This window comes from Janibacter sp. Y6, from assembly GCF_040900765.1.
Lineage (GTDB): Bacteria > Actinomycetota > Actinomycetes > Actinomycetales > Dermatophilaceae > Marihabitans > Marihabitans melonis.
This window is the reverse complement of the sequence record NZ_JAKLYZ010000009.1, coordinates 17,291-32,272: the sequence shown is the minus strand read 5'-3', so window position 1 is coordinate 32,272 and position 14,982 is coordinate 17,291. Positions and strand designations below refer to the sequence as shown.

Sequence of the window (14,982 nt, the reverse complement as noted above, 5' to 3'; positions counted from 1 at the left end):
AACAGGGACGAGTGGATTACTGCACCGACCAGTCGGTATAGTAAATGGATGAGCACCGCCACGCCCCTCTCCCCCCGACGCCGCTGGGCGGCGCTGTCCGTCCTCGTCGGGGCCGTGCTGCTCCTCGCGATCGACAGCACCGTCCTCTACCTGGCGGTGCCGAGCCTGACGCGCGACCTCGCGCCCAGCGGGACCCAGGTCCTGTGGATCGGCGACATCTACTCGCTCGCCCTCGCCGGGCTGCTCGTGACGATGGGCACGGTCGCGGACCGCTTCGGCCGGCGCCGCACCCTGCTCGCGGGCGCCACTGCCTTCGGAGCCGCCTCGGCCGCCGCGGCCTTCGCCCCTACCGCAGGTGCCCTCATCGCCGCCCGCCTGCTCCTCGGCGTCGCCGGCGCGACGATCATGCCGAGCACGTTGTCGATCATCCGCGACCTCTTCGTCGACCCGGTCGAGCGCAGCCGCGCCATCGCCGTCTGGGCCGCGGCCTCGGGCGGCGGGCTCGCCCTCGGCCCCCTCGTCGGCGGCGTGCTGCTCGAGCGCTTCTGGTGGGGCTCGGTCTTCCTCATCAACGTGCCGGTCGTCCTCGCCATCGTCGTCGGCGGCCTGCTCCTGCTGCCCGAGTCGCGCAACCCCGCACCGGGTCGCTTCGACCTCGTGAGCGCCGCGCTGTCGGCCGTGACCGTGGTGCCGGTCGTCTACGCGGTCAAGCACGCCACGACGCACGGGCTCGACCTCACGACGGCCGGGCTCGTCGCTCTCGGCGTCCTCGCCGGTCTCGCCTTCGTCAGCCGGCAGCGCCGCAGCCCCGACCCGACGATCGACGTCGGCCTCTTCCGCAACCCGGCCTTCACCGGCGCGGTGCTCGCGACCCTCATCTCGATCTTCGCCCTCACCGGGCTGCTCTTCTTCTTCTCGCAGTACCTGCAGCTGGCCCGTGGGATGCGTCCGCTCGTCGCCGGGCTGGCCGAGATGCCGGCGACCCTCGCGTCCATCGCCGTCGTCGTGCTCGTCGGCGCGGCCCGGCGCCGCCTCGGGATGGGCCGCGCCATCGCCGCAGGCCTGGCCGTCGCGTCCGTCGGCCTCGTCGCGGTCGCGGTCGCCGAGGCTGCCCCCGGGTACCTCTGGCTCGGCCTGGCCCTCGTGCCGATCGGGCTCGGCGTCGGGCTGGCGATGACGCTCGCGACCGATGCCGTCGTCTCGGCGGTGCCTCGCGCCCGCGCCGGCGCCGCGGCGTCGGTGTCCGAGACGGCCTACGAGCTCGGCGTCGCCCTGGGCATCGCGGTGCTCGGGTCCGTGGTCACCCTCGCCTACCGGTCCGGACTGCACCTGCCAGACGGGATCACCGCGTCGGCCCGAGCCACGGCGCAGGACTCTTTCGCCGGGGCCACCGGCGTGCTCGAGGCCGGCTCGCCCGCGGGCGAGGCCGCGCGCGAGGCCTTCGTCGGGGCCATGCAGGTGGCCTCGCTGTCTGCAGCAGCCATCATGGCCGTGGCGGCGCTCGTCGCCTGGCGCACCATCCCGTCCGAGACGGCCCCCGAGGCCGCACCCGTCCCCGAGCTCCTGGAGACCCGAGCCTGATGCCCCGCACCGCCGGCCGCAGCCCCGAGCAGACCCGACGTCTCGTGCTGGACGCGGCCGCCGCCGTCGTCCGTCGCACCGGCCCCGGAGCCACGCTCGACGCGGTGGCGGCCGAGGCGGGCCTGTCCAAGGGCGGGCTCGTCTACCACTTCGCGAGCAAGGAGACCCTCCTGCTCGCGCTCGCCGAGGACCAGACCGAGCGCTTCCGGGCGGCGGTCGAGGCCGCGGACGACCCCGACGACGGGGCCCCGGGCCGGCTCACCCGCGCCTACGTCCGCACGTGCCTCGACGAGCCGCTCGACCCGCACGGGCTGCGCGACGACATCCTGCTCACCGCCCAGCTCATGACGATCCCCGCGGTGCGCGAGCTCGCGCACGCCGACCAGCTGCGCTGGGAGCGGGACCTCGCGGCCGACGGCCTCCCGCAGGACGTCGTCGAGCTCGTGCTCGCCGCAGCCGACGGGGCGAGCGCGGCCCTGCTGTGGGGCGGCGAGGTCGACGCGGCCCGTCTGCGCCGGCTGCAGAGCCGGCTCGTCGAGATGACGCGCGAGCCGACCCGGTGGAGCGCGCCGTAGGACCTGGCACCGAGCCGGCCCGTCCAGGGCGGCGGGTGTGGGATTTGAACCCACGAGGGGTCTCCCCCTGGTCGCTTTCAAGGCGACTGCACTCGGCCACTATGCGAACCCGCCAGAGGCCCCACGAGGGGGCCGCCGGGCCTCACCGTAACCCGAGGCGGCGGGTAGTGTCGCAGCACATCCGAGCGGGCCCCGCCCGCCCGGGAGCGACGAGAGGACCTGCATGGCCAAGCTGACCTTCATCGCCGGTGCCGCGGCCGGGTACGTCCTCGGCACCCGCGCCGGACGAGAGCGCTACGCCCAGATCAAGGCCGGCTCCGGCCAGCTGTGGCGCTCGCAGCCGGTGCAGCGCCAGGTCGCCTCTGCGCGCCACGTCGCGAAGACCCGGGTCGCCCCCGCCGCGCTCGACGCCGTGAGCACCGCGGCCACCGCGGCAGGCGACCGCCTGCGCGAGGGCGCCGGCCGGATCAGCGCCGACTCCGAGCGTGACGTGCGCTCGAGCGTCGAGCGCTAGCCCGGACGCAGACCCTCCCCACGCACGACGAAGGGGGTGCGACCACCTGGTCGCACCCCCTTCGCCATGCCTCGTGACGGTCCTCAGATGAAGATCGCCGGGTCGAGGAAGGGCAGGTCGAGCGGGTCGACGTCACGCTCGGTGACGGCACGCTGCTCCTCCACCTGCGGGAAGCGGTAGACGGCGGGCACACCCGTCGCGACCGCGCCCGTCGGCACGTCCTTGACGACGACCGAGTTCGCGCCGACCTTGACGTTGCTGCCGACGTGGACCGGGCCGAGGATCTTCGCCCCGGCGCCGACGAGCACGGAGTCGCCGAGCGTCGGGTGCCGCTTGACCCGTGCGTGCGACGTCCCGCCGAGCGTCACGCCGTGGTAGAGCATGACGTCGTCACCGATCTGGGCGGTCTCGCCGATGACGACGCCCATCCCGTGGTCGATGAAGAAGCGGCGCCCGATGTGCGCCCCCGGGTGGATCTCGACCCCCGTCACCGCCCGCGAGACGTACGCGAGCAGCCGCGCCGGCCACCTCGTCGCGGGCCGCTGCCACCAGCGGTGGGCGATCCGGTGCAGCCAGATCGCGTGCAGCCCGGCCGAGGTGAGCAGGACGACCAGCCGCGACGTCGCCGCGGGGTCACGCCGCATCGCCGCGTCGACGTCCTCACGGACGGTCATCCACGGGGTCGGGTGATCCGGCATCGGCGAAGGGGGAGCGAGCAGGTCCATGGGGTCAGTCGAGCAGATCCGAGAAGAGGATCGTCGACAGGTACCGCTCGCCGAAGCTGGGGATGATGACGACGATGGTCTTGCCGGCGTTCTCCGGGCGCTTCGCGAGCTGGTCGGCCGCGGCGAGGGCGGCACCGGAGGAGATGCCGACGAGCAGGCCCTCGTCGGTGGCGGCCTTGCGGGCCCACTCGACGGAGGTCTCGGCGTTGATGTCGATGACCTCGTCGTAGACCTCGGTGTCGAGGATCTCGGGGACGAAGTTCGCGCCGATGCCCTGGATCTTGTGCGGGCCGGGCTGGCCGCCGTTGAGGATGGCGGACTCCTCGGGCTCGACCGCGACGATCTGCACGCCAGGCTTGCGCTCCTTGAGGACCTGACCGACACCGGTGATGGTGCCTCCGGTGCCGATGCCCGCGACGACGATGTCGACCTGACCGTCGGTGTCGGCCCAGATCTCCTCGGCCGTCGTGCGGCGGTGGATCTCGGGGTTGGCCTCGTTCGCGAACTGGCGGGCGAGGACGGCGCCCTCGCGCTCCGCGGCGACCTCGTTGGCCTTCTCCACCGCGCCCTTCATGCCCTTCGGGCCCTCGGTGAGGATGAGCTCGGCGCCGTACGCGCGCAGGAGCGCGCGACGCTCCTTGCTCATCGTCTCGGGCATCGTCAGCACGACGTCGTAGCCACGGGCGGCGCCGACCATCGCCAGCGCGATACCGGTGTTGCCGGAGGTGGCCTCGACGATGGTGCCGCCGGGCTTGAGCTGACCGGACGCCTCCGCGGCGTCGACGATCGCGACGCCGATGCGGTCCTTGACCGAGCTCGCGGGGTTGTAGAACTCCAGCTTCGCCGCGACGGTCGCGTCGCTGCTGATGATCCGGTTGATCTTCACCAGCGGGGTGCGGCCGATGAGCTTGGTGACGTCGTCGTAGATGGGCACGGCGGTCCTTCCGGGAGGGGTCGGTGATGCTCGTCGCCATAACGAACATCGCGTTATGGCTATTCCAACACCCTGTTATTGATCGCGACAACCTGGTCCGGCCCCCAAGACTGCGGCCCGGCAGGCCGTCGGCGTCGAGCCCCGAGCCGGCCGACGCCGGCCACGCCGGGGGCGGCGAGCAAGGTCACAGCCGGGGCGACGAGCCCGTTACCCCCCGTAGGATTTGCGACATGTCCGCTCTGGAGATCGTCGCCCTCGTCATCGGGCTGACCGTGACCGTCGTCGGGTGGGCCATGCTGGCCCGCGCCGTGCGGCACTTCGTCAGCACCTTCAAGCTCGGCCAGCCCGACTCGAGCCGCACGGACCGCCCCGCGGTCCGCACGACGACGCTCTTCCGGGAGTTCCTCGGGCACACCCGCATGGCCCGTCTGCCGGTCGTGGCGATCGCCCACTGGGTGACGATGCTCTCCTTCGGGATCCTCTTCCTCACCCTCGTCCAGGCCACCTTCCAGCTGGCCGACCCCCACTTCGTGCTCCCGCTCATCGGGCACTTCTGGCCCTACGAGTGGGTCACCGAGCTCTTCGCCGTCGGCGGTCTCGTCGGCATCGTCGCGCTCATCGCGATCCGCCAGAAGAACCACCCGCGCTCGGCGGCGGGCGAGGACGGCCGCCGCTCGCGCTTCTACGGCTCGACCTTCTGGCAGGCGTACTACGTCGAGGCGACGATCCTCGGCGTCGCGCTGTGCATCACCCTGCTGCGCGGTCTCGAGTACGCGCTCCTGCGCAGCACGGGCGAGGCCGAGCAGGCCACGCTGCTGCACTTCCCGCTCACCGCATGGCTCGGCGCGATCTTCGGCGGTCTGTCCGTCGGGGCGCTCGAGGCGGCGATCGTCGTCGTCGCGCTCGTCAAGCTGCTCATCTCCTACGCGTGGATGATCACCGTCTCGCTCAACCCGACGATGGGCGTCGCCTGGCACCGCTTCCTCGCGTTCTTCAACATCTACTTCAAGCGGCACGCGGACGGCGCGACCTCGCTCGGGGCGCTCCAGCCGATGACGGTGGGCGGCAAGCCCTTCTCCATGGAGGTCATGGAGGAGATGGAGGAGACCGAGGACGAGATCAGCCTCGGCGTCGGCAAGGTCGAGGACTTCACGTGGAAGGGCCTGCTCGACTTCTCCACGTGCACGGAGTGCGGTCGCTGCCAGAGCCAGTGCCCCGCGTGGAACACCGACAAGCCGCTCTCGCCGAAGATGCTCATGATGACGCTGCGTGATCACGCGCACGCCAAGGCCCCCTTCGTCGCCGCCGCCCGCGACGTCTCCGGGATCATCTCGAGCGGCTCGGCCAGCCCGCAGACCGCGAAGGGGGCGATCCCCGCCTCGGCCTTCGCCACCGGGCCGGACGAGACGGCCACCGACGGTGGATCGGTCGCCACGGCGACCGCGATCGACTGGGATGCGATGTCGCTCGTCGGCCAGACCGGCTACGACGTCGACAACCCGCTGTCGGCCTACAACCCGCACGGGCCCGACGCCGTCATCGACGAGGACGTCCTGTGGTCGTGCACGACGTGCGGCGCCTGCGTCGAGCAGTGCCCCGTCGACATCGAGCACGTCGACCACATCGTCGACATGCGCCGCTACCAGAACCTCATCGAGTCGGCCTTCCCGAGCGAGCTCGGCGGCCTCTTCAAGAAGCTCGAGAGCAAGGGCAACCCGTGGGGCATGGGCGCGAAGGCGCGCATGGACTGGGCCAAGGACCTGCCCTTCACGGTCAAGGTGCTCGGCGAGGACGTCGAGTCCGCCGACGAGGTCGACTACCTCTTCTGGGTCGGCTGCGCCGGCGCCTACGAGGACCGCGCGAAGAAGACGACGCGCGCCGTGGCCGAGCTCTTCGACATCGCCGGGGTGGACTTCGCCGTCCTCGGCAACGGCGAGACGTGCACCGGTGACTCCGCCCGCCGCGCGGGCAACGAGGTCCTCTTCCAGATGCTCGCCGAGCAGAACGTCGCGACGCTCGACGAGGTCGGCGCGACGAAGATCGTCGTCACCTGCGCCCACTGCTTCAACACCATCAAGAACGAGTACCCGCAGCTCGGCGGCACCTACGAGGTGCTCCACCACACCCAGCTGCTCAACCGTCTCGTCCGGGAGAAGAAGCTCGCCCCGGTGCGCCGCCCGAGCGCCCCGGAGAAGTCGAGCCTGAAGAACGTCGCCTCCACGGGCACGAGCGTGACCTACCACGACCCGTGCTACCTCGGTCGGCACAACCAGGTGTACGCCCCGCCGCGGGAGCTCATCGGGGCCCTGCCCGGTGTCGAGCTGCGCGAGATGGAGCGCACCAAGGAGAAGTCCTTCTGCTGCGGCGCCGGTGGCGCGCGCATGTGGATGGAGGAGCAGCTCGGCTCGCGGATCAACCTCAACCGCACGGAGGAGGCCATCGCGACCGGTGCCGAGCGCATCGCCGTCGGCTGCCCCTTCTGTCGCGTCATGCTCAGCGACGGCCTGACGGCCAAGCAGTCCGAGGGCGCGAGCGAGGACATCGAGGTCGTCGACATCGCCCAGATGCTCCTCGCCTCGGTCCGTGAGGCCCCGGAGACGACGGGGACGACCGAGTCGCAGGAGCAGGCGCAGGCCGAGCCCAAGACGGCCGTGCCCGCCCCGCAGGACGGCCAGGACGCGAAGGGGGCGACCCCCGAGCCCCCGAGCGCGGCCGAGACCGCCGCCACGGCTGCGGCCGTCGAGGAGGCCGGCGAGGACCCGGAGGCGGTCGAGGGTCGCGAGACCGTCGCCGACCAGAACTCCGCCCCGTCGTGGGAGTCCGAGGGTGCCGCGTCGGCCAATGCCGCTCCGTCCTGGGAGAGCGAGACCCCGCAGGCCGCCCCGACCGAGGCCAAGGAGGAGCCGGCCACGGCTCCCTCCGACGCTGCGGCCGCCAACGCCGCACCGTCGTGGGAGTCCGAGGGCGCCGCATCGGCCAACGCCGCACCGTCGTGGGAGTCCGAGACCCCGCAGGCCGCCCCGACCGAGGCCAAGGACGAGCCGGTCACGGCGCAGTCCGACGCTGCGGCAGCGAACGCCGCACCGTCGTGGGAGACCGAGACCCCGCAGGCCGCCCCGACCGAGGCGAAGGACGAGCCGGCCACGGCACCGTCCGACGCTGCGGCAGCGAACGCCGCACCGTCGTGGGAGACCAGCTCGCCCGCCCCCACCGGCGGGGGCGAGCCGGAGTCCCCGGCCGCAGGTGAGGCCAAGGAGCCCGAGGTCGGCGGTCAGGAGACCGTCACCGGCTCCGAGGAGCCCACCCAGGGCGAGGTCACCCCGACCGAGCCCGCGGCGGACCAGCCCTCCCCCGCGACCGACCAGGCCGCGGCCAACGCCGCCCCCTCATGGGAGACCGAGGTCGCCTCGGCGAACGCCGCGCCGTCCTGGGAGACCTCCTCCCCCGCCCCGGCCGCCCAGCCCGAGCCGGAGTCCCCGGCCGCGGGCGAGGCCACGGAGCCCGAGGTCGGCGGGCAGGAGACCGTCACCGGCTCCGAGGAGCCCACCCAGGGCGAGGTCACCCCCACCGAGCCGGCGTCAGATGCGCCGACCCCGGCCGGTGACACGGCGTCGGACGGCGACCTCGCGGCGCAGAACGCCGCCCCGTCCTGGGAGACCTCCTCCCCCGCCCCGGCCGCCCAGCCCGAGCCCGAGCCGGAGTCCCCGGCCGCGGGCGAGGCCACGGAGCCCGAGGTCGGCGGTCAGGAGACCGTCACCGGCTCCGAGGAGCCCACCCAGGGCGAGGTCACCCCGACCGAGCCCGCGGCGGACACCCCTTCGCCCGCTGAGCCGTCCGCCACGGCCACGTCCGAGGACACCGATCTCGACGACCTCCGCCAGCAGAACGCGAAGCCCTCCTGGGAGTGACCACCCGATGACGAAGGGGGACTCGCGGATCGGCGGGTCCCCCTTCGTCATGTCTGCGACCCGGCCGGCCGGCACCCGATAGCGTCGTCGGGTGCCCATGACCCTGCGCAGCATCCGTCGCTACCCGGTGAAGTCGATGGGCGGCGAAGACCTGCAGCACGTCGACGTCGACCGACGAGGCCTCGTCGGGGATCGCTGGTACGCGGTGGTCGACGACGACGGCAAGCTCGCGTCGGGCAAGAGCAGCCGCCGCTTCCGCCGGCGCGACGCGGTCTTCGAGCACCGGGCCACCACGCGGTCCGACGGCACCGTCGAGGTGTCGTGGGGTGGTGGGTCCGCGTCGGCCGAAGACCCGGTCCTCGATGCTCACCTCAGCGAGGCGATGGGGGCGATGGTCCGGGTGCTCCCCGAGACGAGCACCCCGCACTTCGACTCGGGTCACGTCTCCCTCGTCGGGACCGCCACCCTCGCCTGGTGCGAGGAGCGCTGGGGGGTGGCCGCCGACCCGCGTCGGCTCCGGGCCAACCTCGTCGTCGAGACGGACGAGCCCTTCGTCGAGGACGACTGGGTCGGCCGCCCGGTCGCCGTCGGCGAGGTCACCCTCGTCGTGGCCGAGCGGATCCCCCGGTGCCGCATGATCGACATCGACCAGGACGGGGCGATCGCGCCCGGCGACGGATGGCTCAAGCGCCTGGCCGCCGAGCGCGAGACGTGCGCAGCCGTCTACCTCGACGTCGAGCGCGGCGGGGTGCTGCGGGTCGGCGACGAGGTCGTCGTCGGCCCGCTCGGGTGAGCGCGCGGGTCCTCGTCAGCCGAGGTAGGCGGCGACCTGCTCGGGGGTGACGTCCTCGACCCGCTCGTGCTGCCAGTGGGGGGTGCGGTCCTTGTCGACGAGCTGGGCGCGAACCCCTTCGGCGAAGTCGGAGCCGTCGAGCATCGCCGCGGCGAGGGCCGCGTCGGCGTCGAGCACCTCGGCGAGCGAGCCCGCCGACGCCGCGCGGCGCAGGTGCGCCAGGGTGATGGCGACGGCGAGCGGAGATCGCGAACGGATGACCTGCGCAGCCTCATGTGCCGCCTCGACGCCGCTCTGCTCGAGCCGGGCGACGACTGCCGAGGCGTCGTCGCCCGCGTAGCACGCGCGGGTCCAGCTGCGCTGCGCGTCGAGCGACGACGCGACCTCGCCCGTCGCCGGGACCTCGACGGGCGCTCCGTCGGCGATCGAGGCCAGCAGCCCCTCCACCTCACCGGAGTCGACGACGACGTCGGCGAGCCCGAGCACGACGGCGTCCGGCCCGTCGAAGGTGGCGCCCGTCAGAGCCACGTGCGTGCCGAGCTCGTCGGGCGAGCGCGACAGGCGGTAGGTCGCGCCGACGTCGGGGAAGAAGCCGATCCCCGTCTCGGGCATGGCCATCCGCGTGCGCTCGGTGACGAGCCGCAGGTCGGCGTTCATCCCAAGCCCCACGCCGCCGCCCATCGTGATGCCGTCCATGACGGCGACGACGGGCTTGGCGTACTCGGCGAGGGCCAGGTCGACCGCGTACTCCTGCGCGAAGAAGGCGGCCGCGTCGTGGCCGTCGAGGTGGGCCTGACGCACCGCGCGGACGTCGCCCCCCGCGCAGAACCCCCGCTCCCCCGCCCCGACGAGCGCGACCGCGTGCACCGCGTCGTCGTCACGCCACCGGTCGAGCACCTCGGTGACCGACTGCATCATCGACAGGTCGAGCGCGTTGATCGCGCGCGGCCGGTTGAGCGTGATGACGCCGAGGACACCTCGGACCTGCGTGAGGACCGAGGGCTCGCTCACGCGAGACCCTGCTCCTCGAGGAAGGCCTGCGCGACGTCCTTCGGGTCCTCCTTGTCGATGTCCGTGCGCTTGAGCAGGTCCGCGACGACCTCGGTCGTCAGCTTCTCCGAGACCGCGTTGAGCGTCTCGGCGACGGCCTCCTCCTGGTCCTTGCGCACGAGCGGCACGATGTTCTGGCTGCCGTAGAGCTTCTTGTCGTCCTCGAGCACGACGAAGTCGTTCTCGGCGATCGAGGGGTCGGTGCTGAAGATGTTCGCCGCGTCGACCTGGCCGTTCTTCAGCGCCTGCACCGTGGCCTGACCGGGCTTGAGCGGCCGGAAGCTGCCGAAGGTGATGTCGTAGGTCTTCTTCAGCCCGGGGATGCCCTGCGCGCGGCTCTTGAACTCCGGCGGCGCGGCGAGGGTGAGGTCACCGGCGATCGGCTGGAGGTCCGAGACCTTCGTCAGCGACTTGCTGTCCGCGGTCTCCTTGGTGACGACGATGGAGTCGTTGTCCTCGGCGGCCGACTTGTCGAGGACGGCGAGGGTGTCGGGCAGGGCGGCCTCGAGCGCCTCGTAGGTCTTCTCCGGGTCGGTCTCGGCGAAGTCCTTGTCGTAGTACAGGGCGAGCGCGCCGGTGTACTCGGGCACGACCTGGACCGAGCCCTCCTCGAGCGCCTTGAGGTAGACCTCGCGGGCGCCGATGCCGGTCTTCGTCGAGGCGTCGACGCCCTTGGCCTTGAGGGCCCCGGCGTAGATCTCGGCGAGCAGGATCGACTCGGAGAAGTCGGCGGAGCCGACGACGACGCTGCCCGAGCCGCCGCCGCCCTCCTGCGAGGTGGACGAGCTGGCCAGCGGGTCGTCCCCGCCGCCGCAGGCGGCGAGTCCGGTCAGGGCCGCGAGGCCGGTGAGGGCGAGGGCCGATCGGCGGGTCACGGTGCTCATGCGATGTCTCCTGTGGTGGGTGCCGTCGAGCGGCGAAGGGGGGTGCGCCGATGGGTGGCGCGGGTGGGGTCGGCCCGAAGGCCTGGTGAGACGACGAGCCGGCCGACGCTCGAGGCGACGAGGTCGAGCAGCACGGCGAGGAGGGCGACGAGGACGGCGCCCCCGGCGGTCTGCGCGTAGTCCTGGACGGCGAGGCCGTCGATGATGAAGCGGCCGAGACCGCCGAGGCCGACGTAGGCGGCGATGGTCGCCGTGGCGACGACCTGGAGCAGCGCGGAGCGCAGCCCGGACAGCATGAGCGGCAGCGCGCAGGGGATCTCGACCTGGCGCAGCACCTGCCCGGAGGACAGGCCGACCCCCTTCGCCGCGTCGCGGGCAGCCGGGTCGACGGCCTCGACACCGGCGTAGGTGCCCGAGAGCAGCGGGGGCACGGCGAGCAGGACGAGCACGATGACGCTCGGCAGGAGGAAGTACAGCTCACCGCTCAGCCGCGGTCCGAGCCACAGCACGAGCGCGAAGAGCAGACCGAGGGTCGGCACGGCGCGCAGCGCGTTGGCCAGCGACACGAGCCACCGGCCGCGGCCGGTGTGCCCGACCCACAGACCGAGCGGGATCGCGATGGCAGCCGCGAGGACGAGGACGATCGCCGTGTACATGAGGTGCTCGAGCAGACGGGCCCCGATGCCGCCGTCACCCTGCCAGGACGACGCGCTCGTCAGCCACTCGATGATCGAGGAGGTCATGCGCGCGCCCCCTTCGTGCTCTGGCGCCAGGGGGTGAGCAGTCGCTCGGCGAGACGGATGATCGCGTCGAAGAACAGGGCGAGCACGACGCAGCCCAGCACACCGGCCACGAGCTCGCCGCCGATGGCGCGGTTGAAGCCGTCGACGAGGAGGTCGCCGAGCTGGGAGACGCCGACGAGCGAGGCGACGCTGACGATGCTCACGTTGCTCACCGCGGCGACGCGCAGGCCCGCGGCGATGACCGGCACGGCGAGCGGCAGCTCGACGGAGAGCAGCCGCTGGACGCGGCCGTAGCCGATCGCGGTCGCCGCCTGGGTCGCCTCGGCGGGCACGGAGTCGAGCCCGTCGACCACCGTGCGCACGAGGAGGGCGATCGTGTAGATCGTCATCGCGACGACGACGTTGACCGGCGAGAGGATGCTCGTGCCGAGCAGCAGCGGCATGAGCACGAAGAGGGCCAGCGACGGGATCGTGTAGAGCAGCCCGGAGCCGGTGAGCGCGACGGCGCGCAGCCAGGACAGCCGGTGGGCGAGCCAGCCGAGGACGAGCGAGATGGCCAGGCCGATGATCAGGGGCAGCCCGGCGAGCCAGGTGTGCCGCAGCGCCAGCCGGGCGATGTCGTCAGGATGCTCGAGGATCCACTCCATCGTCGCCTCCCTCGGGACGCTCCTGCTCCTCGATGACACGCACGACCTCGGGTGCCCGGCACGTGCCGACGAGCACGCCGTCGGCGTCGACGACGACACCGCGCCGGCTCGGCGAGGACAACGCCGCGTCGAGCGCGGAGCGCAGCGAGCCGCCCTCGCGAGCGAGGGTGCCGCCGAGCGCGAGGTCGGCCTCGACGAAGGAGTCGCCGAGACGCTCCGGCTGCACCCAGCCGAGCGGGCGCGACTCCTCGTCGACGACGAGGGCCCAGCCGCCGACGCCGACCCGGCGAGCCGCGTCGCCGGAGTCGCCGAGGACGACGCTCGCCTCGTCGTGCAGCGGGATGCGGGCCCCGTCGAAGCCGAGCGCGCGGTAGCCGCGGTCCTTGCCGAGGAAGTCCGCGACGAAGGCGTCGGCCGGGTGGGTGAGCAGCTGGTGGGGCGTGGCGAGCTGGGCGATCTGCCCGCCGACGCGCAGCACGGCGATGTGGTCGCCCAGCTTGATCGCCTCGTCGATGTCGTGGGTGACGAGGACGATGGTCTTGCCGAGCTCGTCCTGCAGCCGCAGGAACTCCTCCTGCAGCTGCTCGCGCACGACGGGGTCGACGGCGGAGAAGGGCTCGTCCATGAGCATGACGGGCGGGTCCGCGGCCAGGGCGCGGGCGACCCCGACACGCTGCTGCTGGCCGCCCGAGAGCTGGCTGGGGTAGCGCTTGGCCAGCGAGGCGTCGAGACCGACGAGCTCCATGAGCTCACGGGCGCGGCTCAGCGACTGACGCTTGTCCTGCCCGAGGAGCATCGGCACCGTGGCGATGTTGCGCTCGATGGTGCGGTGCGGGAAGAGGCCCCCGTGCTGGATGACGTAGCCGATGCCGCGGCGCAGCTCGGCGGCGTCCATCGACATGATGTCGGCGTCGCCGACCGTGATCGTCCCGCTCGTCGGGTCGATCATGCGGTTGATCATCCGCAGCGTCGTCGTCTTGCCGCAGCCGGACGGCCCGACGAGGACGGTGATCTTGCCGGTCGGGGCGACGAGGCTGAGGTCGTCCACCGCGGTCGTGCCGTCCGGGTACTGCTTGGTGACTCCGTCGAGCCGGATCATCTTCAGGCCTCCTGCCGTTGGCTCGCCAAACTTAACCGAGGACCACCGACAGCGCCCCGCGCATGTCGAGGCTCTTTGCCCAGGTCAGTCCTGGATCCGGGCGAAGGGCCGAGCGGCCTCGATCTCGAAGGCGAGCTCGAGCAGGAGGCGGTCTGCCCCCCGCCGCGCCTGGACCATGACGCCGATGGGTGTGCCGTCGTGCGTGCGCCCGAGCGGCAGCGAGATCGCAGGTGCCCCGGTGACGTTGTGCAGGGGGGTGAAACCGACGTACGCGGAGACCCGCTCGAGATGGGTCTCGAAGTCGAGGTCGGCCGCGAGGTAGCCGATCGGCGGGGTCGTGTGCGTGAGCACCGGGCTGACGACGACGTCGACGTCGCCGAAGGTGCGGTCGTAGACGGCGCCCGCCGCGGCGACTCGGGCCAGCGTGTACGGCGTCTGCCAGATCTTGCGGGCGAAGCGGCGCGACAGCCCGAGGGTGAAGGGGTCGAGCCGGTCGCGGTCGAAGCCCGCGCCGAACATCCGCGGCCCGTTCCGGTGGATCCCGAAGGCGAGCATCGACCAGTAGTGGAGGAAGTCCTCCTTGAAGCGCAGCGGCACCGCGGCGTCGTAGTCCTCGACGTCGTGCCCGAACCCGGCGAGCAGCTCGCCGGTCGCGCGCACCGCGGCCGCCGTCGGGGCGTCGGTCGCTGGTGCGAGCGGGCTGTCGACGAGCACCCCGACGCGCAGCCGTCGCTCGACCGGCCCTTCGACGAGCCCGATCGGCTCGAGCGAGCGCGGGGGGCGGTGCCGCTCGGCGGCGGCGAGGTAGCGCGCCGTGTCGCGCACGGTGCGGGTGAGCACGCCGTCGACGACGATCGGGACGGGCATCCCCTTCGTCGTCTCGTCGCCGGCCAGCCGGCCGCGGGTCGTCTTGAGACCGACGAGACCGCACGCGGCGGCCGGGATGCGGATCGAGCCGCCGCCGTCGTTGCCGTGGGCGAAGGGGAGCGCCCCGGACGCGACGAGCGCGGCGGTGCCCCCGGACGAGCCGCCGGAGGACAGCGTCGTGTCCCAGGGGTTCCGGGTGACGTCGGTGATGCGCTCGGTCGTCGCCGTCCAGCCGAAGGGAGGGCATGTCGTCTGCACGACGGGGACGGCCCCGGTGGAGAGCAGCTGCGTCGCGACGTCGCCGTCCCGGCTGCTGCGGCGCTCGGGGACCGCGTCGGACCCCATCCGCAGGGGCAGACCGGCGGCGACGACGTTCTCCTTGATCGCCGTCGGCACGCCGTGGAAGGCGCCCGGCCCGCCGGCCCCGATCGCGTCGGCGCGGCGACGGGCACGCTCGTCGTCCCACTCGGCGACGGCGCCGAGCACCTCGACCGAGCGGATGCGGGCGATCGCCGCGTCGACGGCCTCGCGCGGGCTGATCTCGCCGGAGCGCACGCGAGCAGCCACGCCCGTCGCGTCGTCGTCGCGCAGCGCGTCGTCGGCGAAGGCGTGGACGCGGGTCTGGGTCGCGGACGTCGTCGTCATGACCACCACGTTACCCG

13 protein-coding genes and 1 tRNA gene are annotated in these 14,982 nt (G+C 72.8%); 5 read left to right on the top strand and 9 right to left on the bottom strand.

All coding sequences use genetic code 11. The annotated features are described in order from the left end of the window. Positions 1-48: 48 nt before the first annotated feature. Positions 49-1,581, top strand: a complete 1,533-nt coding sequence (locus L6241_RS15830) for an MFS transporter (RefSeq protein WP_368247026.1) — start codon at positions 49-51, stop codon at positions 1,579-1,581. Further along, positions 1,581-2,156 carry a TetR/AcrR family transcriptional regulator gene (locus L6241_RS15825; RefSeq protein WP_191681640.1) on the top strand — a complete coding sequence of 192 codons (576 nt, stop codon included), beginning with the start codon at positions 1,581-1,583 and terminating at the stop codon, positions 2,154-2,156. Before L6241_RS15830 ends, L6241_RS15825 begins: the two co-directional genes overlap by 1 nt. Positions 2,157-2,185: 29 nt before the next feature. Here L6241_RS15825 and L6241_RS15820 read toward each other — a convergent pair. Beyond that, a tRNA-Ser gene (locus L6241_RS15820) sits at positions 2,186-2,270 on the bottom strand. 109 nt (positions 2,271-2,379) lie between these two features. Between L6241_RS15820 and L6241_RS15815 the strand changes: the two genes are divergently transcribed. After that, positions 2,380-2,670 carry a hypothetical protein gene (locus L6241_RS15815; RefSeq protein ID WP_068272581.1) on the top strand — a complete coding sequence of 97 codons (291 nt, stop codon included), beginning with the start codon at positions 2,380-2,382 and terminating at the stop codon, positions 2,668-2,670. Between the two features lie 83 nt (positions 2,671-2,753). On the opposite strand, the gene cysE is transcribed toward L6241_RS15815, so the two are convergent. Next, positions 2,754-3,395 carry a serine O-acetyltransferase gene (cysE, locus tag L6241_RS15810; protein WP_224767028.1) on the bottom strand — a complete coding sequence of 214 codons (642 nt, stop codon included), beginning with the start codon at positions 3,393-3,395 and terminating at the stop codon, positions 2,754-2,756. 4 nt (positions 3,396-3,399) lie between these two features. After that, positions 3,400-4,329 carry a cysteine synthase A gene (gene cysK / locus L6241_RS15805; protein WP_229300404.1) on the bottom strand — a complete coding sequence of 310 codons (930 nt, stop codon included), beginning with the start codon at positions 4,327-4,329 and terminating at the stop codon, positions 3,400-3,402. A gap of 230 nt (positions 4,330-4,559) precedes the next feature. Between cysK and L6241_RS15800 the strand changes: the two genes are divergently transcribed. Both L6241_RS15800 and L6241_RS15795 read left to right on the top strand, forming a co-directional pair. Then, the gene (locus L6241_RS15800; RefSeq protein WP_368247025.1) at positions 4,560-8,237 is read left to right on the top strand and encodes a heterodisulfide reductase-related iron-sulfur binding cluster; all 3,678 of its coding nucleotides are present in this window, start codon (positions 4,560-4,562) and stop codon (positions 8,235-8,237) included. 97 nt (positions 8,238-8,334) lie between these two features. Beyond that, the gene (locus L6241_RS15795) at positions 8,335-9,030 is read left to right on the top strand and encodes an MOSC domain-containing protein (RefSeq protein ID WP_123091477.1); all 696 of its coding nucleotides are present in this window, start codon (positions 8,335-8,337) and stop codon (positions 9,028-9,030) included. Between the two features lie 15 nt (positions 9,031-9,045). Here the strand turns inward: L6241_RS15795 and L6241_RS15790 are convergent, their stop codons facing one another. The 6 genes from L6241_RS15790 to L6241_RS15765 form a co-directional block, all read right to left on the bottom strand. Then, on the bottom strand, positions 9,046-10,041 hold the full coding sequence (locus tag L6241_RS15790) for an enoyl-CoA hydratase/isomerase family protein (RefSeq protein ID WP_123091478.1): 996 nt from the start codon (positions 10,039-10,041) through the stop codon (positions 9,046-9,048). Beyond that, entirely contained in the window at positions 10,038-10,964 is a 927-nt protein-coding gene (locus L6241_RS15785) for an ABC transporter substrate-binding protein (RefSeq protein WP_123091479.1), read from the bottom strand. Before L6241_RS15785 ends, L6241_RS15790 begins: the two co-directional genes overlap by 4 nt. Beyond that, a complete protein-coding gene (locus L6241_RS15780; protein ID WP_123091480.1) occupies positions 10,961-11,707 on the bottom strand; it encodes an ABC transporter permease in 747 nt (248 codons plus the stop codon). Before L6241_RS15780 ends, L6241_RS15785 begins: the two co-directional genes overlap by 4 nt. After that, positions 11,704-12,354, bottom strand: coding sequence for an ABC transporter permease (locus L6241_RS15775; protein WP_368247024.1), 651 nt, complete (start codon positions 12,352-12,354; stop codon positions 11,704-11,706). Before L6241_RS15775 ends, L6241_RS15780 begins: the two co-directional genes overlap by 4 nt. After that, positions 12,329-13,453: an ABC transporter ATP-binding protein gene (locus L6241_RS15770; RefSeq protein WP_123091481.1), complete on the bottom strand. Its 1,125-nt coding sequence runs from the start codon at positions 13,451-13,453 to the stop codon at positions 12,329-12,331. Before L6241_RS15770 ends, L6241_RS15775 begins: the two co-directional genes overlap by 26 nt. Before the next feature lie 84 nt (positions 13,454-13,537). Next, a complete protein-coding gene (locus L6241_RS15765) occupies positions 13,538-14,965 on the bottom strand; it encodes an amidase (protein WP_368247023.1) in 1,428 nt (475 codons plus the stop codon). Between the last annotated feature and the right edge of the window lie 17 nt (positions 14,966-14,982).

What these genes read in the sequence shown, in the direction of transcription:
- L6241_RS15780 (WP_123091480.1), bottom strand. Translation starts at nt 11,707, where the DNA reads ATGACCTCCTCGATCATCGAGTGGCTGACGAGCGCGTCGTCCTGGCAG.
- L6241_RS15775 (WP_368247024.1), bottom strand. Translation starts at nt 12,354, where the DNA reads ATGGAGTGGATCCTCGAGCATCCTGACGACATCGCCCGGCTGGCGCTG.
- cysE (WP_224767028.1), bottom strand. Translation starts at nt 3,395, where the DNA reads ATGGACCTGCTCGCTCCCCCTTCGCCGATGCCGGATCACCCGACCCCG.
- L6241_RS15795 (WP_123091477.1), top strand. Translation starts at nt 8,335, where the DNA reads ATGACCCTGCGCAGCATCCGTCGCTACCCGGTGAAGTCGATGGGCGGC.
- L6241_RS15825 (WP_191681640.1), top strand. Translation starts at nt 1,581, where the DNA reads ATGCCCCGCACCGCCGGCCGCAGCCCCGAGCAGACCCGACGTCTCGTG.
- L6241_RS15785 (WP_123091479.1), bottom strand. Translation starts at nt 10,964, where the DNA reads ATGAGCACCGTGACCCGCCGATCGGCCCTCGCCCTCACCGGCCTCGCG.
- L6241_RS15800 (WP_368247025.1), top strand. Translation starts at nt 4,560, where the DNA reads ATGTCCGCTCTGGAGATCGTCGCCCTCGTCATCGGGCTGACCGTGACC.
- L6241_RS15815 (WP_068272581.1), top strand. Translation starts at nt 2,380, where the DNA reads ATGGCCAAGCTGACCTTCATCGCCGGTGCCGCGGCCGGGTACGTCCTC.
- L6241_RS15770 (WP_123091481.1), bottom strand. Translation starts at nt 13,453, where the DNA reads ATGATCCGGCTCGACGGAGTCACCAAGCAGTACCCGGACGGCACGACC.
- L6241_RS15765 (WP_368247023.1), bottom strand. Translation starts at nt 14,965, where the DNA reads ATGACGACGACGTCCGCGACCCAGACCCGCGTCCACGCCTTCGCCGAC.
- L6241_RS15830 (WP_368247026.1), top strand. Translation starts at nt 49, where the DNA reads ATGAGCACCGCCACGCCCCTCTCCCCCCGACGCCGCTGGGCGGCGCTG.